The sequence below is a fragment of the Ramlibacter sp. G4-7 genome (assembly GCF_057784995.1).
In genome coordinates, this window is record NZ_JBYNTT010000007.1 from 39,863 (window position 1) to 57,543 (window position 17,681).

The following is a 17,681-nucleotide window of genomic DNA, read 5'->3' on the forward strand; positions in this document are numbered from 1 at the left end:
CTGCCCCGCCGTCACTTCAGGAACCGCGTGTCCGCCAGCTTCGCGAGGTCGGGCATCTGCTTGATGATCCCCGCTTCCAGCAGCAGGTCGGCCGCTTCCTTGCTGAAGGCCGCATGCTCGCCGGCGAAGAACTTCTGGTTGGCTTCGCGGTCCTGCCAGCGCAGGAACTTCTGGCTCGCCTCGAAGGCTTCGCCGCTTTGCTTCACGTCCGCGCCCATGATCTCGAAGCTTTTCTTCGGCTCCTTGCGGATCATGTCGACGGCTTCGAAGTAGCTGTCGGCGAGCGCCTTGGCCGCCTTCGGGTTCTCGGCGAGGAACTTGGGCGTGCAGCCGAAGGTGTCCATCACCATCGGATAGTCCAGGGTGGTCGCGATGATCTTGCCAGCCTCGGGCTTGGCGCGCACGGCGGACAGATACGGCTCGTAGGTCATCGCGGCGTCCAGGTCCGCGGTGCCGGCGATCATGGCGTTGGCGGCGGCCTGCGGCTCCAGGTTCACCACCTTCACGTCCTTGGGCGACAGCCCGTTCTTCTTCAGCATCCAGGCCAGCGTGAAGTAAGGCGCCGTGCCGGGCGCGCTGGCCGCGACGGTCTTGCCCTTGAGGTCGGCGATCTTGCCGATGCCCGTCTTCACCACCATGCCGTCGGCGCCATAGGACTTGTCGAGCTGGAAGATCTGCGTGGTGGCCACGCCGTTGGCGTTCCACACGATCCAGGTCTCCACCGTCGTCGCGGCGCACTGCACGTCACCCGAAGCGATGGCGAGGTGGCGGTCCTTCTGCGGGATCTTGCGCAGCGTGACGTCCAGTCCGTTCTTCTTGAAGATGCCCGCCTCCTTGGCGAGCGTCAGCGGCGCGAAGCCGGTCCAGCCGGATATGCCGACTGCGACCTTGGCCTCCTGGGCCTGGGCGGCCACCGCGGCACAGGCCAGCAGGGCGAGGGGGAACAGCTTGTTCATGGACGCTCTCCGTTCAAGGGATGGTGAAGGAACTCTATGCACGGCTCATGCCAGGCGCAATGCCTGCAACTCCGGGATCTGCTGCTCGATCGCGTGCCCGATGTCGCCCGCCGCGACCAGGTGGTGCATGGCCTCGATGTCGCGCGCCAGGCTGCGATCGGCCGGCATCGCGGGCGACACGCTGCGCACCAGGCGCAGCACGCCCTCCAGGCCAGGTGCGCTGGTGAGCGGGCGCAGGAACTCGATGCCTTGCGCGGCCGCGAGCAGCTCGATGGCGACGATGTGCGCCGTGTTGGCCAGCATGGGGCGCAGGCGCCGCGCCGCGAAGGTGGCCATGCTCACGTGGTCTTCCTGGTTGGCGGACGTGGGCAGGCTGTCGACGCTGGCGGGATGCGCGAGCGACTTGTTTTCCGAGGCGAGCGCGGCGGCCGTGACGTGCACGATCATGAATCCGGAGTTGAGCCCCGGCTCCGAGGTGAGGAAGGGCGGCAGGCGCGACACCACCGTGTCCACCAGCATGGCGACGCGGCGCTCGGAGATCGCGCCGATCTCGGCGATGGCGACCGCCAGCGCGTCGGCGGCGAGCGCCACCGGCTCCGCATGGAAATTGCCGCCGGACAGCATGGCGCCATCGGCCGCGAAGACCAGCGGGTTGTCGGTCACGGCATTCGCCTCCCGCACCAGCACCTGCGCCGCGTAGCGCATCTGGTCCAGGCAGGCGCCCATCACCTGCGGCTGGCAGCGCAGGCTGTACGGGTCCTGCACGCGGTCGTCCTCGTCCAGGTGCGAGCGGCGGATCGCGCTGCCCGCCGTGAGCGCGCGATACGCGGCGGCGCAGGCGATCTGCCCCGGCTGGCCGCGCACGGCGTGGATGCGCGGATCGAACGGTGCGTCGCTGCCCCGGGCCGCATCGAGCGTGATGGCGCCCGCGACCACCGCGGCTTCGAACAGCTTGTCCGCCGAGAGCAGCGCATCGAGTGCCAGCGCCGTGGACACCTGCGTGCCGTTGATGAGGGCCAGGCCCTCCTTGGCGCCGAGTTGCAGCGGCCGCAGGCCGGCGCGTTCCAGCGCCTGGGCGCCCGGCATGCGCACGCCGTCGTGGAAGGCCTCGCCCTCGCCGATCAGGGGCAGGCACAGGTGCGCCAGGGGCGCGAGGTCGCCGCTGGCGCCGACGGAGCCCTGGGCCGGAACCACGGGAAGGACGCCCCGGTTGTGCATCGCGACCAGGCCGTCGATGACCTCCTCGCGCACGCCCGAATAGCCACGCGCCAGGCTCGTGGCCTTGAGCAGAAGGACCAGCCGCACCACGCGCGGGGCGAGCGGTTCGCCGACGCCGACCGCGTGCGAGCGCAGCAGCTTCAGTTGCAGCAGCGCGAGGTCTTCGCGCGCGATGCGCTGCGTGGCGAGCTTGCCGAAGCCGGTGTTGACGCCGTACACGGGCGCGTCGCCGGCGGTGGCGCGGCGCACGGTTTCGGCGCTGGCGCGCACGGCGGCGCGGCAGGAGGGGTCGAGGGCGACCTGCAGGTCCGGCGTGTCGACCAGGCGGCGCAGTTGCGCGAGGGTGAGTTCGCCGGGAGGGAGGAGTTCGGTGGGAGTCATGAGTCGGGATCGGTGGGGTTCGCTTCGCTCACCGTCCGCCGCTGCCGCGCGCCACCCTACAGGTGCGCCCAGGCGGCAACGCGGCCGAATGCAGGGTGGCGCGGCAACGCCGCGGACGGTGAGCGCATGCGAACCCCACCGTGAATCTCACTTCACCATCGGCAGGTCCAGCCCCTGCTCGCGCGCACATTCGATCGCGATCTCGTAGCCCGCGTCCGCATGCCGCATCACGCCGGTGGCCGGATCGTTCCACAGGACGCGGCGGATCTTCTCGTCGGCTTCCCGGCTGCCGTCGCAGACCATCACCACGCCCGCGTGCTGCGAATAGCCCATGCCGACGCCGCCGCCGTGGTGGAAGCTCACCCAGCTCGCGCCGCTGGCGGTGTTGAGCAAGGCATTGAGCAGCGGCCAGTCGCTGACCGCGTCGCTGCCGTCACGCATCGCTTCGGTCTCGCGGTTGGGCGAGGCCACCGAGCCGCTGTCCAGGTGGTCGCGGCCGATCACGATGGGCGCCCTCAGCTCGCCGGTGCGCACCATCTCGTTGAAGGCCAGGCCCGCCAGGTGGCGCTCGCCCAGGCCAATCCAGCAGATGCGCGCAGGAAGGCCCTGGAAGGCGATGCGCTCGCCGGCCATGTCCAGCCAGCGGTGCAGATGCCTGTTGTCCGGGAACAGCTCCTTCATCTTCGCGTCCGTCTTGCGGATGTCCTCGGGATCGCCGGACAGCGCGACCCAGCGGAACGGCCCCACGCCGCGGCAAAAGAGCGGCCGGATGTAGGCCGGCACGAAACCGGGATAGGCGAACGCATCGGCGACGCCGAAGTCCTTGGCCACCTGGCGCAGGTTGTTGCCGTAGTCCACCGTCGGAATGCCCATGGCGTGGAAGGCCAGCATGGCGCGCACATGCCGCGCGCAGGACTCGCCAGCCGCCTTCTGCAAGGCCTCGTGCTGCGCCGGGTCCTTCTGCGCCGCTTGCCACTGCTCCACGCTCCAGCCTTGCGGCAGGTAGCCGTTGATCAGGTCGTGCGCGGAGGTCTGGTCGGTGACGATGTCCGGCCGGATGCCGCCGGCCTGCGCCCGGCGCACCAGCTCCGGCACGATCTCGGCGGCGTTGCCGCACAGGGCGATGGACACCGCTTCCTTGCGCGCGGTGTGCTGCGCGATCAGCTGCAGCGCCTCGTCCAGGTCCTTCGCCTGCCGGTCCACGTACTTCGTGCGCAGGCGGAAGTCGATGCGCGACTGCTGGCATTCGATGTTCAGCGAACAGGCGCCGGCGAAGGACGCCGCCAGCGGCTGCGCGCCGCCCATGCCGCCCAGGCCGGCGGTGAGCACCCAGCGGCCGGCCAGGTCGCCGCCGAAGTGCTGGCGGCCCGCTTCCACGAAGGTCTCGTAGGTCCCTTGCACGATGCCTTGCGTGCCGATGTAGATCCAGCTGCCGGCCGTCATCTGCCCGTACATCATGAGCCCCTGCCGGTCGAGCTCGTTGAAGTGCTCCCAGGTCGCCCAGCGCGGCACCAGGTTGGAGTTGGCGATCAGCACGCGGGGCGCGCCCACATGCGTGCGGAAGACGCCCACCGGCTTGCCCGACTGGATGAGCAGGGTCTCGTCGGACTGCATGCGCTTGAGGGTGGCGAGGATCGCGTCGAAGGCCGGCCAGTTGCGCGCCGCCTTGCCGATGCCGCCGTAGACCACCAGCGCGTCGGGGTTCTCGGCGACGGCCGGATCCAGGTTGTTCTGGATCATGCGGAAAGCCGCCTCGAGCTGCCAGTCGGCGCAGTTGCGCTCACTGCCCTGCGGGGCGCGCACCGGCCGGGGGCCGGAGGCGAAGGTCTTGGCCTGGGAAAGATCGGACATGGAAGCTCCGGTGAGGGACGGAAAATACGGCCGAGTTGTCTATACAAGCTGTCTGGCGGCGGAGCATAGTTGTCTATACAAGCGGTGTCAACCGGGTTATGCTCGATGCCATGGCAAAGGACGAACGCCCGGCGTACGAGCAGGTCAAGGGCTGGATCCGGCAGCACATCGCCAGCGGCGAATGGAAGCCGGGCGACGTGGTGCCCAGCGAGGCGGCGCTCATGGGCCGCTTCGCCATCAGCCGCATGACGGCGAACCGCGCGCTGCGCGAGCTGTCCGCCGAGGGGCTGGTCACGCGGGTGCAGGGCTCCGGCACGCGCGTGGCGCAGTTGCACCGCATCTCTTCGCAGCTCGTGATCCGCGACATCCACGAGGAGGTCGCCGAACGCGGCCACGTGCACACCACGCGCGTGATCAAGGCGGTGCAGGAAAAGGCCGAGGCCGCGCTGGCCGGCACGCTGGGCCTCAAGCGCGGCGCGCGGGTCTTCCACAGCGTGCTCGTGCACCTGGAAAACGGCGTCCCCATCCAGTACGAGGACCGCTACGTGAACCCCCAGGCCGCGCCGTCCTACCTGGAGACCGACTTCGCGCGCACCTCGCCGACGCTGCACCTGCTGGAGCACGCGCCCCTGACGGAGGCGAGCTACACGATAGAGGCCTGCCTGCCCAGCGCGGAGGAAGCCCGGGCACTGGAGATCCGCACCAGCGAGCCCTGCCTGGTGATGATGCGCCGCACCGTCAGCGGCGGCAACGTGGCCAGCGTCGCCCGCCAGCTCTATCCGGGCACGCGCTACAGCTTCAGCGGGCAGTTCCAGGCATGAACTGGCAGCGCGTTTCGCTCGAGGCGCAGCCGGCGCAGTCCTGGCGCAACGGCGGCGGCATCACGCGCGAACTGCTCGCGTGGCCCGGCGCCGCGGACTGGCGCGTCCGCCTGTCCGTGGCCGACGTGCGGGCCTCCGGCCCGTTCTCGCGCTTCGAGGGCATCGAGCGCTGGTTCGCCGTGCTGGAAGGCGACGGCGTGGTGTTGCGCAGCGCCTTCGCGGAGCACCACCTCACCGAGGACGGCGATCCCTTCCGCTTCGACGGTGCCCTGCCCATCGACTGCACCCTGGTGGGCGGGCCGACGCGGGACTTCAACCTGATGGCCGGCCCCGGGCTGTCACGCATGGAACGCCTGCGCGGCGACACGCGCGTGCATGGCGCGGCGCGCGCGCTGCTGGCCCTCTACACGCACGGGGACGGCGCGCGGCTGCGCTGCGGCGGACAGCAGGTCGAGCTGCCGCCTTATCACCTCGCCTGGACCCTGGCGGCCGACGCCGTGCACGCCAACGTGCAGGCGAGCGACGCCCTCTGGATGGAAGCGCTGACATGAGCCTGCAACTCTGGACCCATGCCCGCATCGCCACGATGGCGGCGGACGCCGCAACGCCTTACGGCCTCGTGGAAGACGGCGCCCTCGTGACGGAGAACGGCCGCATCGCCTGGGTCGGTGCGCGCGCGGACCTGCCTTCCCGCTGGCGCAGCAGCGCGGTCGAACACGACGCGCAAGGCGCGCTGCTCACGCCCGGGCTCGTCGACTGCCACACGCACCTGGTCTGGGCCGGCGACCGCGCCGGCGAATTCGAAGCGCGGCTGAAGGGCGCGAGCTACGAGGAGATCGCACGCGCCGGCGGCGGCATCGTCGCCACGGTGAAGGCCACCCGCGAAGCGAGCGAAGAGGAGCTGCTGCACCAGTCGGCCAAGCGCCTGCGTCCCCTGCTCGCCGAAGGGGTCACCACGCTGGAGATCAAGTCCGGCTACGGGCTGTCGGAGGAAGCGGAAGCCAGGTGCCTGCGCGTGGCGCGCCGCCTGGGCGAGCAGGAGAACGTGGCGGTGCGCACCACTTTCCTGGGCGCCCACGCCCTGCCGCCGGAATTCCGCGGCCGCGCCGATGACTACATCGCCGAAGTCTGCCGGATGCTGCCGCGGCTGCACGCGCAAGGCCTGGTGGATGCGGTCGATGCGTTCTGCGAGAACATCGGCTTCACGCCGGCGCAGACGCGGCGCGTGTTCGAGGCGGCGCGCGCGCTGGGCTTGCCGGTGAAGCTGCACGCCGAGCAGCTGAGCGACAGCGCCGGCGCCGAACTCGCCGCCTCCTTCGCCGCCCTCAGCTGCGATCACCTGGAGTGGCTCAGCGAACGCGGCGCACGTGCCATGGCCGATGCGGGCACCGTCGCCGTGCTGCTGCCCGGCGCCTTCTATTTCCTGCGGGAAACCAAGCTGCCGCCGATCGCGCTGCTGCGCGAGCACCGCGTGCCGATCGCCGTCTCCACCGACTGCAATCCGGGCACCTCGCCCTGCACCTCGCTGCTGCTGATGCTGAACATGGCCTGCACGCTGTTCCGGCTGACGCCCGAGGAAGCCTTCGCCGGCGTCACGCGCAATGCCGCGCGCGCGCTGGGCCTCGCGGACCGCGGCGTGCTGGCGCCCGGCCTGCGCGCCGACTTCGTGCTGTGGGACGCACGCTCCCCGGCCGAACTCGCCTACGCCCTGGGCGCCAACCCGCGCCTGGCCACCTTCGTCCAAGGAACCGAACGATGACCTTCAACCTGCACCGCGGCAACGCACCGCTGCTGGTGAGCATTCCGCACATGGGCACCGAGATCCCGCAGGAGCTGCGCGGCGACTACGTCGAGCGTGCGCTGGAGGTGGAAGACACCGACTGGCACCTGGACCGCCTGTACGCCTTCGCGCGCGATCTCGGCGCGAGCATCCTGCAGCCGACCGTCTCGCGCTACGTCATCGACCTGAACCGGCCGCCGGACGACACGCCCATGTATCCGGGCGCCTCGAACACCGAGCTGTGTCCCACGCGCTTCTTCACCGGCGACGCCTTGTATCGCGAAGGCCATGCGCTCACCGCGGAAGAGAAGGCGCGCCGCCGCACGGCCTGGTGGCAGCCCTACCACCAGGCTTTGCGCGCGGAGCTCGAGCGCATCCGGGGCCAGCATGGCCACGTGCTGCTGTGGGACGCGCACAGCATCCGCGCCGAGATCCCCTGGCTGTTCGAAGGGCGCCTGCCGGACCTGAACATAGGCACGGCGGACGGCCGCAGCGCCGACGCGTCCATCGCACGCGCCGTCGAGGCCGCGGCGGTGCGCGATCCCCGCTTCACGCACGTCCTCAACGGCCGCTTCAAGGGCGGCTACATCACGCGCCAGTACGGCCGGCCGGCGGAACACGTGCACGCCGTGCAACTGGAGATGTGCCAGTACGTCTACATGCGCGAGGCGCCGCCCTGGAACTACGAGCCGGATCAGGCCGCGCGCGTGCAGCCGGTGGTGCGCGGCATGGTGGAAGCGGCGCTCGACGCCTGCAACAAGCTTCATGGCTGAAGCGCGCCGCTTCTTCGCCGCGCAGGCCTGGGTCGACGGCGCCTGGGCGCGCGACGTGCTGCTGGTGGCCAAAGACGGCTTCTGGCAGGAAGTGCGCACGGGCGCGGAGGCGGCGGGTGCGGAACCGCTGTCCGGCCCGGTGTTGCCCGGACTCGTCGACGCGCACAGCCACGCCTTCCAGCGCGCCATCGCAGGCTTGACCGAGCGCAGCGCCGCCGGCCGCGAGGATTTCTGGAGCTGGCGCGATCGCATGTACGCCGTGGCGCTGCGGATCAGCCCGGAACAACTCGAGGCGATCGCCGCCCTGCTCTACGCCGAGCTGCTCGCTGCCGGCTACACGCAGGTGTGCGAATTCCAGTACCTGCACAACGACGCGGAGGGCCGGGCCTACGCGGACGCGGCGGAAATGTCGCACGCGCTGGTGCGTGCGGCGGAGCGCACCGGCATCGGCCTGACGCTGCTGCCGACGCTGTACATGCGCTCCGGCTTCGGCGCGAGCGGCCTGCGGCCGGACCAGCGCCGCTTCGCCTCCACGCCGGACTCGGTGCTGCGCATCGCGGAAGGCATCCGCGCGCAAGCCTCGCCGCGCCTGGCGGCCGGCGTCGCGCTGCACTCGCTGCGCGCCGCCGGGGAAGGCGCCCTGCGCGAATGTGCCGGCGCCGCCCGTGCGGCCGGACTGCCCGTGCACATCCACGTCGCCGAACAGCAGCTGGAGGTGGAGGAGTGCCTGCGCGCGCACCGGCTGCGGCCGATCGAATGGCTGCTGCATCACGCCGACGTGGACGCGCATTGGAACCTGGTCCATGCCACGCAGTCGACGCCGTCCGAATTGCAGGCGCTGCAGCGCACCGGTGCGTCGATCGTGCTGTGTCCGAGCACGGAGGCCAACCTGGGTGACGGCGTCTTCGACCTGCCGACCTGGCTCGCCGCCGGGGGACGCTGGTCCGTGGGCTCCGACAGCCACGTCACGCGCAGCTGGCGCGAGGAACTGCGCCTGCTGGAGTACTCGCAGCGGTTCGTCCTGCGCCAGCGCAACGTGGCCGCGCGTGCGGCACGCGCGCAAAGCACGGCGGCGGTGCTGTTCGAAGGCGCGCTGGCGGGAGGGAGTGCGGCCTGCGGCCTGCCCGCTGCCGGCCTGCAGGCCGGGCAACGCGCCGACCTGTGCGTGGTCGACACGAGCGCACCGGCGCTCGCCGGCATCCCCGACGATCACCTGCTCGACGCGCTGGTCTTCTCGTCCCCCGCCACGCGGATGCAGCGCGTGGTGGTTGCCGGACGGGACGTGGACCTGGCGCCGCCCACGGCGCCCTTCACGCAAGTGATGCGCGCCCTGTGGGCGCGCGCCTGATCACTCCGCCTTCGCGCCCGAGACCTGGACGATCTTCGCCCACTTCTCGGTCTCCATGCGGTGGATCTTCCAGAAGTCCTCGGGCGTGCCCGGGATGGGGACGCCGCCCAGCTCCGCGAGCTTGGCCTTCATCGCGGGGTCGGCGAGCGCGGCGTTCACCTCGCGGTTGATGCGGTCGATGATGGGGCGCGGCGTGCCCTTGGGCACCGCGACGCCGAACCAGGCGCTCGCTTCGTAGCCGGGCACCACTTCGCCCACCGCCGGCACCTCGGGCAGCGCGGGCGAACGCTGCGCGCTCGTGACCCCCAGCGCGCGCACGGAGCCGCCGCGGATGTGGGAAATGATGGAAGGCATGTTGTCGAACAGCACGTCCACCTGGCCGCCGATCAGGTCGGTGATGGCCGGGCCCGCGCCCTTGTACGGCACGTGCTTCATGTCGACGCCGGCCATGTGCTTGAACATCTCGCCCGAGAGGTGCACCGAGGTGCCGGCGCCGGACGAGGCCATGTTGATCTTGCCGGGGTTCTTCTTGCCGTACTCGATGAACTCCTGGATGTTCTTCGCCGGGAAGTTCTTGGTCACGGTCATCACGTTGGGAACGCGGATGAAGCCGGCCACCGGCGCGAAGTCCTCGAGGAAGTTGAAGTTCAGCTTCGGGTAGAGCGAGGCGTTGATCGCGTTGGCGGGGTTCACCAGCTGCCAGGTGTAGCCGTCGGGCGCGGATTTGGCCGCGAACTCGGTGCCGATGTTGTTGCCGCCGCCGGCGCGGTTCTCGATGACGATCTGCTGCCCGAGCTTGGTGGACAGGTACTGTCCCATGAGGCGCGCAAGCAGGTCGGTGCTGCCGCCGGGCGGGTAAGGCACGACCCACTTGATCGGCTTGTTGGGAAAGTCGGACTGGGCCGCCGCGGGCAGCGCGATCGTGGCGCAGGCGAGGGCGAGAACAGGGACGAGTCGTGACAGCAGGCGCATCTTGTCTCCTAGCCGGTGGAAGGCAGCGAGACTAGCGAGCGGGCCGCGGGCGCGTCAATCGGGGTTGACGTTCTTGGGGCAGACCCTCGGGGGGGTCGCTGCTGATCGACGGCTGCGCCAAGGGCCGACGGTCCGGGTACCCGCTCTCCGGTCCACGCTCGCGATGAAGCGTCCGTTCCGGAACGAAGGGCCCGCCTCGGAAGCCGGCAAGCGCCACACGAAGGCATCAGGGGCCGCGAATGGTCCCTGCGATCGGATACCCGGACCATCGACCCCTCGGGGCCGCTTGTTCACCGCCCGTCATTGCACACGGGGCGCTGGCAGCAGCCGCTACATCAACCGCGAGCGTGGACCGGAGAGCGGGTATCGGAACCGCCGGTCCTGGGCGTGGCATGCATCGCCCTCAAATCATCAGCTCGATCACGAACGGGCCTTCGCGCGAGAAGCTGGAGCGCATCAGATCCGCGCACTGCTCCATCGTCGTCGCCCGCGCCGCCTCCACCCCCATCCCCTGCGCCAGCTTGACGAACGACAACCCGGGGTCGCCCAAGTCCAGCATCCGCATCGCCGTGGGACCGGGCTGCGCACCGACACCTTTGTATTCACCCACCAGGATGTTGTAGCTGCCGTTGTTCAGCACGATCGTGGTGACTGGCAGCTTCTCGCGCGCCTGGGTCCACAGCGCCTGCAGCGTGTACATGGCCGAGCCGTCGGCCTGCAGGCCGATCACGCGGCGCTGGCCGCCGGCGCCGATCGCCGCGCCGGTGGCCACCGGCAGGCCGTCGCCGATGGCCCCGCCGGCCAGATGCAGCCAGTCGTGCGGCGGCGCCGCGTGCGAGTTCTTGTAGAAGCCGCGTCCATAGGACACGCTTTCGTCGGACACGATGGCGTGCTCCGGCATCAGCGCCGCCACGGTCTGCGCGAGCTTGTCGGAAGTGGGCTCGCCGGTGGCCGGCTGGGGCCGGGGGCCGGGATCGGGCAGGACGGCTTGCGGTGCGTCCAGCGCCTCGGCCAGCGCACGCAGCGCAGCCACCGCGTCCTGCTCGGGCCGCGAGAGCACGTGCAGCTGCGCCTCGCGCGGGTACTGGATCGAAGGCAGCCCCGGATAGGCGAAGAAGCCCACGGGCGCTTTCGCATTCACCAGCACGATGTGCTCGAAGCCGGCGAGCGCCTTCATCGCCAGTTCGGTCTTGTACGGCACGCGCTCGAGCTGCAGGCGTCCGCGGCCGCGGGCGACCTTGGGATTGACGAAGTCCGCCAGGAGCTGCGCGCCCGTGGCCTGCGCGATGCGCCAGGCCAGCGCCTGGCCCTCGGCCTGCACGGCCGCCCCGGCAAGCAGCAGGAGGACCTTGCCGCCCTTCGCGCGCAGCGCGCGCGCTGCCTGCTCCACCGCGTGCGGGTCCAGTGGCAGGGGCGAAAGCGTCGGCAGCGGCTGCGCTGCCGCGCCGCCCTCGTCCCAGGACGCGTCCGCGGGGAGGATCAGCGTGGCGACCTGGCCCGGATGGCTGCGCGCGGCCTGCACGGCCGCCGCGGCATCCCGGCCCACGTCGGCCGAGCGCGTGCTGGCGCGCACCCAGCCCGACACGCCGCGGGCGAAGCCCTCCGTGTCGGCCGTGAGGGGCGGGTCGTGCGGGCGGTGGTAGGTGGCCTGGTCGCCGACGATGTTGACGATGGCGCTGCGCGCGCGGCGCGCGTTGTGCAGGTTGGCCAGGCCGTTGGCGAGGCCCGGTCCGCAATGCAGCAGCGTGCATGCGGGCTTGCCGGTGATGCGGAAGTAGCCGTCGGCCATGCCGGTGACCACGTTCTCCTGCAGCCCCAGCACGCAACGGATGCCCGCATGCTGGTCGAGTGCCGCGACGAAATGCATCTCGCTGGTGCCGGGGTTGGCGAAGCAGGTGTCCACCCCTGCCGCCACCAGCGTCTCGACCAGGCTCCTGGCGCCGTTCATTCTGTCTCCTTTGTCGGAGCCGGAATGTTACGGCGTCGCGCTGCGCCAGAGCTTGGCCGGGCGGGCGGGACCCGGCGAGGTCCAGCAGGAACGACGCAGTGTTGCCTTGTCGTCCGGATATGTTCATCACGGAATCATCCGAGCTCGCTAGAGTGCTGCCATGCCCTACCAACTGCACTACTGGCCCACCATCCAGGGCCGCGGCGAGTTCGTCCGGCTGGCGCTCGAGGCGGCCGGTGCCGAGTACGAGGACGTGGCGCGCGGCGAAGGCGGGGTGGATGCCATGCTGGCCTACCTCGAAGGCGGGGACGTGAAGCGGCCGCCCTTCGCCTGCCCCTTTCTCGTCGACGGCCGCAAGGTGATCGGCCAGACGGCCGCGATCCTGCTGTACCTCGGTCCGCGGCTGAGGCTGGTGCCCGCCAGCGAGGCGGACCAGCTCTGGGCGCACCAAGTCCAGCTCACGCTCGCCGACCTCGTCGCGGAAGTGCACGACACCCACCACCCCGTGGCGAGCGCCCTCTACTACGAGGACCAGAAGGACGCGGCCCTGCGCCGGGCCGAGGACTTCCGCCGCGCCCGCCTGCCCAAGTTCCTGGGCTGGTGCGAAACGGTGCTCGCCCGGAATGCGGGCAACGCCGGGCGCGAGGTGCCGCGCCTGGTGGGCGGCAAGCTCAGCTACGTGGACCTCTCGCTGTTCCAGGTGGTGGACGGCCTGCTGTACGCCTTTCCCCGGGCGACCCGGCGCGTGTTGCGCAAGACGCCGCTGGTAGCTTCGCTGCACGCCGGCGTGCCGCAGCACCGGCGCCTGGCGGCCTATCTCGCCAGCGAGCGGCGCATCCCGTTCAACGAGCAAGGCATCTTCCGCCGTTACCGCGAACTGGACGCCTGACATGATGAATCGCCGCCTGTTGATCGGCGCCCTCGCCTGTGCGCCCGCCCTGCGTGCGTGGTCCCAGGAGACGCCGCCACTGCCCCGCCACAAGGTGTCCGCCGCGCAACTCTACGAAGCGCTCTCCACGCGCTTTCCCATCCGGCGCGGCGTGGCGAACCTGCTCGAACTGGTGGTCCGCGCGCCCGGCCTGCTGCTGCTGCCCGCGCGCAACAAGCTGGGCGCCTCGCTGCAACTGGAGGCGAGCGGGCCCGCGCTGCAGAAGGCGCTGGCGGGAGAAGTGGACCTGGTGTTCGCGCTGCGCTACGAGGCCGGCGACCAGACGCTGCGCGCGCTGGACGCGGAAATCCTGGACCTGCGCGTGCCGGATGCGTCCGCCGATGCGCTGCAGGCACTTCGCGCCCTGCTGCCGCGGCTCACGCGCGACCTGGGCGAAGTGGTGCTGCACCGGTTCACGCCGCGCGAGCTGGCGCTGCCCGAAACCATGGGCTTCGAGCCGGGGCCGGTGCGGGTGCTGGAGGACGGGCTGGAGGTGGGCTTCGTGCCCAAGGCGCGGCGCTGACCGCCACCGGCCGGCGCGGCGAAGGCGCTTCAGCTTTCGATCGCGTGGTGCGCGTCGATCGCCGCCTTGGCTTCCTCGATGGCGGAAAGCTCCATCTTGCGGCTGCCGAAGCGCGGGCGGCCGACGTAGTTGCTCACGGCGGTCACGCGCTTGACGACACGGCCTTCGTATCGCACGGTGTAACTTCCGTGCCGATCCGACTCGATCTCATAGCTCGGCCCGTGACCGCCGAGGCTGGCGTAGGTGATCTTCATAGACACGGAATGTAGGGCCGGGCTGGGGCGCTGGACGCACTCTGATCACGGATCGTTGCAAGCTTTGCGAGACGCGCACGGATGAGACGGCCAATGCACATCCGCGCGGCGGCCGCGCCGTTAGCATCGATGCATCCATGCAAATGCACCTGCGCTCCTGGCCCGGCCGCCTCACCTGGCTGGACCGACTGATCCGCCGGCTCGCCCCCCGGCGGCGCCGCTCCGCCTGTGGGGACTCCGAGTCCGGCAGCCACGTCTCCCTGCTGAACGTCGTCCGCCCGAGACGCGGCGGCCGCTACATGGCCGTCGACCAGATCCTCGGCGACCACGCCGAGTGCGCCTGGATCGACGGCGGCGTCAAGCGCACCGCCTGGTATCCGCTGGCCGACCTGGAAGTGGTCCCGGCGCTGGGCCCCGAGGACGCGCGCTGGCGCGAAGCCTTCCGCGCCGGCAACCACCGCAAGGTTGGCTGAGCCGCGCCCAGCCACTCAACGGCCGTCCCGCACTGGCGGCAGCCAGCCGAGGAAGGCCAGCACGCAGAACAGGCCCAGCGCCATGCCGGCCAGCACGTCGCTCGGGTAGTGCGCGCCCAGCACCACCCGGCTGGCGCCGACCAGCAGCACCATGAACACAGCCCCCGCGAGCGCCAGCCCGCGGTGCAGCCGCGAGCGTGCGTGGGCCAGGACCAGCGCGCAGCACATGCCGTAGAACACGGTCGAGGCCACGGCGTGGCCGCTGGGAAAGCTGTAGGTGGCCAGTTGCACCAGCGGGTCGCTCCAGGCGGGGCGCGCGCGGTGGATGAGGTTCTTGAGCCCCACGTTCAGCAGCATGGCCGCGGGCACCACGAGCAGCAGGCGCGCGGAGCCCCAGTCGCGGCGCCAGGCGCGCCAGGACGCGATGGCCGCCGCCGCGATGAGCACGTGCAGCGTCTCGTGCACCGTGCTCACGGCCAGCATCACGGCCGTGAGCGCCGCGCCCCGGTGGGCTGCAAAGAACCCGCTCACCTCCTGGTCCAGTTCCAGGGCCGGTCCGTGCGTGAGCACCTGCACCAGCAGCAGAGCCACGACCGCGAGGCAGGCCAGCATCCACGCCGCATGCCAGCGCACGACGGTGCGCTGCGCGTTCAGCAGCGGCGGGGCAAGCTCGGGTGCGGCCATGCAGGGGATTCTTGCAGGAGCCGGGCACGGCCGGTGGCCAGCGCCGCCTCGAACGCGGGCAAGGCCAGGCGCGGGTCCTCGCCCAGGCCGCGCACGATGCAGACACCGTCGGCGCCGGTGCTGGCAGCGGCCTCGACTTCGCGCGGCTGCAGGATGCCGCCGATGGCGGTCACCGGCGCGCCGGCCGCGCGGCACCACCAGGCGAGGTTGTCCAGCCCTTGCGGGAGCCAGGGCATGTCCTTGGTGAGCGTCGGCCACACCGGACCGCAGGCGATGTAGCGCGGCGAAAGCGTGCGCGCCCGCGCCAGTTCCCACAGGCTGTGCGAGCTGATGCCCAGCGCCATGCCGGTCGCGCGCAATTCGCTGCGCCCCGCCTCGCCCAGCGCCAGCAGGTCTTCCTGCCCCAGGTGCACGCCCGGGGCGCCCAGCGCGTGGGCGACGCGCCAGTGGTCGTTGACGAACAGCTCGGCGCCGGCACGCGCGCTGTCCGCGACGGCCTGCCGGATTTCATCGCGCAGCATGGCGTGCCAGGCGGCATCGGGTGCCACCGGCGTCTTGATGCGCAGCTGCACGGTGCGCACGCCCGCGTCCAGCACCTGGCGCAGCCGGGCGGCGCTGTCGACGATGGCGTAAAGATCCAGGCGCCGGCGCGCCGGCACGAGGCGCGGTGCCTCCGGCGGCTCCTCGCCCCAGGACAGCAGCGGCAACGCGTGCGGCGCCCCCATGGTGGCCACGACCAGCGCATCGGCGGCGACGAAGCCACGCGCGAGCGCAGCGTGCGCGGCCGCGTCCAGCGAGGCGGCGTCCTGCGCCGGCCCCGCCAGCCATCCCCGTGCGTGCGGCGTGTCCAGCCAGTGCAGGCCGGGGCGTGCCGCGGCGATGCACACGGCCTGCTGGCCTTGCGTGCGCAGCGCGGCGGCCAGCCGTGGCACCTCGCCCACCCTGCCCGCGCGTTCGACGGCCTGCGCCAGGGTGCACACCAGGAGTTCCTGCGTGGCCTTCATCGCATCACCAATCCACCGTCGACGACCAGCACCTGCCCCGTCACGAAGGCGCTCCAGGGCGAGGCCAGGAACAGCACCGGCCCGGCCACGTCCTCGGGGCGCGCGAGGCGCCGCAGCGGCGTCGCCGCCATGAGGCTTTCGCGGAAGGGCGCGCGTGTCGCCGCGCTCGCCTCCGTCGGATACACCAGGCCCGGCGCCACGCAGTTCACACGCACGCCCAGCGGCCCCAGCTCACTGGCGAGGTTGCGGCTGAAGCCCACCAGCGCCGACTTGGCGGTCGTGTAGTCGTGGTACGGCACCGTGGGCTGCTCGACGAGGTCGCTCACGATGTTGACGATGCTGCCCTGCGCCCGCTGGCGCAAATGCGGCAGCACGGCCCGGCACACCTGGAAGGCGGCGCCCACCGAACCCTCGAACTGCGCCTGGTAGTCGGCCCAGGTCAGCTCCTCGAAGCGCCGGCGCTGCTCGGGGTCGAAGGCATAGGCGCGGAAGGCGTTGTTCACCAGCACGTCGATGCGTCCGGCTTCGGCCACGACCTGCGCCACCAGCGCCTGCACCTGGGCCGGCTGCGTCACGTCGGCCTGGACCGCAAACGCGTCGCCGCCCGCCTCGCGGCACTGCGCCACCACGCGCTGCGCCGCGTCGGCATTGCGCAGGTAGTTGATCGCGACCGTGGCCTGCTCCGCCGCGAAGGCGCGTGCGATCGCCGCGCCGATGCCGCGGCTGGCGCCCGTGACCAGGACCACCTGGCCGGCGAAGTTCATCCCGGTTCTCCCTTGCGTCCCGGCAGCAGGTCCTGGCTCACGTGCGGCGCGACGTCGAGGGGCTGCTGCAGCAGCCCCAGCTTGCGGTAGGTGTCCGCGGCGGTCTGCAAGGAGGCGACATCCATGCTGCCCAGCCCGTTGCGGCGCGTGAGCTCCGAGACGCTCGCCGCATTGCGCAGCCGGATGATGTCCAGGTTGAGCGCCGCATCGGTGCCGTCGATGGCGCGCCGGGTCGCGAGCTGCGCCGCTTCCTGCGGCTCGCGGATCATCCAGGCGGCCGCGTCGCGGTAGGCGCGCAGGAAACGCTGCAGCACGTCGCGCCGCGCGCGGTAGGTCTCCTCGCGCACCACGAACAGGTCGCTGGACACCGGCAGGTACTTGCCGACCTCGATCACGTTCACGTCCGGCAGCCCGCGGCGGCGGCCGACCAGCAGTCCGGTGTCGGTCGCCGCGGTGGCGTCCACCTGCCCTTGCATCAGCGGCGCGAAATTGAGCAGGCCGGTGACGACGACGGTCACGTCGGATTCGGACAGCCCCGCGGTGTGCAGCAGCACCTGCAGCGCCTGGCGGGTGCCGCTGGCCAGGCTGTACACGCCGATCTTCCTGCCCTTGAGGTCCGCAGGCCTGGTGATGCCGCTGCTTTTCAGCGCCACGACGTTGAACACGTTCTGCGGATAGATGTCGTAGATCGCCCGCAGCTTCTCGCCCTTGTCCAGCGCGGCGAAGAAGGTCCCCGGGTCGCTGAAGGCGACGTCGGCCTGGCCGGCGAGGATGTTGCGGATCGCGTCGGCGCTGCCCGCGCCCGGCACGTATTCCAGCGCGAGCCCCTGGGCGCGGTAGAAGCCCTTGTCCTCGTCCACCAGCAGCGGCGTCACCTCCGTGATGGGCTTGCTCCAGCCGGCGACGACGAAGCGCTCCAGGCGTTGCGTGCCCTGGGCGCGCAGGACGACGGGGGCGGCCAGCAGGCCGGCGAGCAGCGACCGGCGTGGAATGGTGTTCATCG

General features: G+C 71.2%; 18 protein-coding genes. 8 read left to right on the forward strand and 10 right to left on the reverse strand.

The window, feature by feature from the left end:
- Positions 1-11: 11 nt before the first annotated feature.
- The 3 genes from AC3EGR_RS11175 to hutU form a co-directional block, all read right to left on the reverse strand.
- Positions 12-956 (reverse strand): ABC transporter substrate-binding protein, encoded by a 945-nt coding sequence (locus tag AC3EGR_RS11175; protein ID WP_488546553.1) that lies wholly within the window; start codon positions 954-956, stop codon positions 12-14.
- A 45-nt stretch (positions 957-1,001) separates the two neighbouring features.
- Positions 1,002-2,555 (reverse strand): histidine ammonia-lyase, encoded by a 1,554-nt coding sequence (gene hutH / locus AC3EGR_RS11180; RefSeq protein ID WP_488546554.1) that lies wholly within the window; start codon positions 2,553-2,555, stop codon positions 1,002-1,004.
- A gap of 147 nt (positions 2,556-2,702) precedes the next feature.
- Positions 2,703-4,406 carry a urocanate hydratase gene (gene hutU / locus AC3EGR_RS11185; RefSeq protein ID WP_488546555.1) on the reverse strand — a complete coding sequence of 568 codons (1,704 nt, stop codon included), beginning with the start codon at positions 4,404-4,406 and terminating at the stop codon, positions 2,703-2,705.
- 110 nt (positions 4,407-4,516) lie between these two features.
- Between hutU and hutC the strand changes: the two genes are divergently transcribed.
- The 5 genes from hutC to AC3EGR_RS11210 are packed head-to-tail and all read left to right on the forward strand — an operon-like array spanning position 4,517 to position 9,128.
- Positions 4,517-5,227: a histidine utilization transcriptional repressor HutC gene (gene hutC, locus AC3EGR_RS11190; RefSeq protein WP_488546556.1), complete on the forward strand. Its 711-nt coding sequence runs from the start codon at positions 4,517-4,519 to the stop codon at positions 5,225-5,227.
- Positions 5,224-5,778 carry a HutD/Ves family protein gene (locus AC3EGR_RS11195; protein ID WP_488546557.1) on the forward strand — a complete coding sequence of 185 codons (555 nt, stop codon included), beginning with the start codon at positions 5,224-5,226 and terminating at the stop codon, positions 5,776-5,778. The genes hutC and AC3EGR_RS11195 overlap by 4 nt, the downstream gene beginning before the upstream one ends.
- Positions 5,775-6,986 (forward strand): imidazolonepropionase, encoded by a 1,212-nt coding sequence (hutI, locus tag AC3EGR_RS11200; protein ID WP_488546558.1) that lies wholly within the window; start codon positions 5,775-5,777, stop codon positions 6,984-6,986. The genes AC3EGR_RS11195 and hutI overlap by 4 nt, the downstream gene beginning before the upstream one ends.
- A complete protein-coding gene (gene hutG, locus AC3EGR_RS11205; RefSeq protein WP_488546559.1) occupies positions 6,983-7,780 on the forward strand; it encodes an N-formylglutamate deformylase in 798 nt (265 codons plus the stop codon). Before hutI ends, hutG begins: the two co-directional genes overlap by 4 nt.
- Positions 7,773-9,128, forward strand: a complete 1,356-nt coding sequence (locus AC3EGR_RS11210) for a formimidoylglutamate deiminase (protein WP_488546560.1) — start codon at positions 7,773-7,775, stop codon at positions 9,126-9,128. Before hutG ends, AC3EGR_RS11210 begins: the two co-directional genes overlap by 8 nt.
- Here AC3EGR_RS11210 and AC3EGR_RS11215 read toward each other — a convergent pair whose 3' ends face one another.
- Together AC3EGR_RS11215 and AC3EGR_RS11220 are read right to left on the reverse strand one after the other, a co-directional pair.
- Positions 9,129-10,100, reverse strand: coding sequence for a Bug family tripartite tricarboxylate transporter substrate binding protein (locus AC3EGR_RS11215; protein WP_488546561.1), 972 nt, complete (start codon positions 10,098-10,100; stop codon positions 9,129-9,131).
- A 403-nt stretch (positions 10,101-10,503) separates the two neighbouring features.
- Positions 10,504-12,048: an acetolactate synthase large subunit gene (locus AC3EGR_RS11220; protein WP_488546562.1), complete on the reverse strand. Its 1,545-nt coding sequence runs from the start codon at positions 12,046-12,048 to the stop codon at positions 10,504-10,506.
- Between the two features lie 160 nt (positions 12,049-12,208).
- On the opposite strand from AC3EGR_RS11220, the gene AC3EGR_RS11225 reads away from it, so the two are divergent.
- Positions 12,209-12,937: a glutathione S-transferase gene (locus tag AC3EGR_RS11225; protein WP_488546563.1), complete on the forward strand. Its 729-nt coding sequence runs from the start codon at positions 12,209-12,211 to the stop codon at positions 12,935-12,937.
- Position 12,938: 1 nt separating this feature from the next.
- Positions 12,939-13,499, forward strand: a complete 561-nt coding sequence (locus AC3EGR_RS11230) for a DUF1439 domain-containing protein (RefSeq protein ID WP_488546564.1) — start codon at positions 12,939-12,941, stop codon at positions 13,497-13,499.
- 29 nt (positions 13,500-13,528) lie between these two features.
- Here the strand turns inward: AC3EGR_RS11230 and AC3EGR_RS11235 are convergent, their stop codons facing one another.
- On the reverse strand, positions 13,529-13,753 hold the full coding sequence (locus tag AC3EGR_RS11235; protein ID WP_488546565.1) for a hypothetical protein: 225 nt from the start codon (positions 13,751-13,753) through the stop codon (positions 13,529-13,531).
- A 137-nt stretch (positions 13,754-13,890) separates the two neighbouring features.
- Between AC3EGR_RS11235 and AC3EGR_RS11240 the strand changes: the two genes are divergently transcribed.
- Entirely contained in the window at positions 13,891-14,226 is a 336-nt protein-coding gene (locus tag AC3EGR_RS11240; RefSeq protein ID WP_488546566.1) for a hypothetical protein, read from the forward strand.
- 15 nt (positions 14,227-14,241) lie between these two features.
- Here the strand turns inward: AC3EGR_RS11240 and AC3EGR_RS11245 are convergent, their stop codons facing one another.
- From AC3EGR_RS11245 to AC3EGR_RS11260, 4 genes are read right to left on the reverse strand one after another with little or no spacing between them, the layout of a single operon-like run.
- On the reverse strand, positions 14,242-14,910 hold the full coding sequence (locus tag AC3EGR_RS11245; RefSeq protein ID WP_488546567.1) for a phosphatase PAP2 family protein: 669 nt from the start codon (positions 14,908-14,910) through the stop codon (positions 14,242-14,244).
- Positions 14,877-15,914 carry a thiamine phosphate synthase gene (locus AC3EGR_RS11250; protein ID WP_488546568.1) on the reverse strand — a complete coding sequence of 346 codons (1,038 nt, stop codon included), beginning with the start codon at positions 15,912-15,914 and terminating at the stop codon, positions 14,877-14,879. The genes AC3EGR_RS11245 and AC3EGR_RS11250 overlap by 34 nt, the downstream gene beginning before the upstream one ends.
- Positions 15,911-16,678 (reverse strand): 3-oxoacyl-ACP reductase, encoded by a 768-nt coding sequence (locus tag AC3EGR_RS11255; protein ID WP_488546569.1) that lies wholly within the window; start codon positions 16,676-16,678, stop codon positions 15,911-15,913. Before AC3EGR_RS11255 ends, AC3EGR_RS11250 begins: the two co-directional genes overlap by 4 nt.
- Positions 16,675-17,679, reverse strand: a complete 1,005-nt coding sequence (locus AC3EGR_RS11260) for an ABC transporter substrate-binding protein (RefSeq protein WP_488546570.1) — start codon at positions 17,677-17,679, stop codon at positions 16,675-16,677. Before AC3EGR_RS11260 ends, AC3EGR_RS11255 begins: the two co-directional genes overlap by 4 nt.
- Positions 17,680-17,681: the final 2 nt, after the last annotated feature.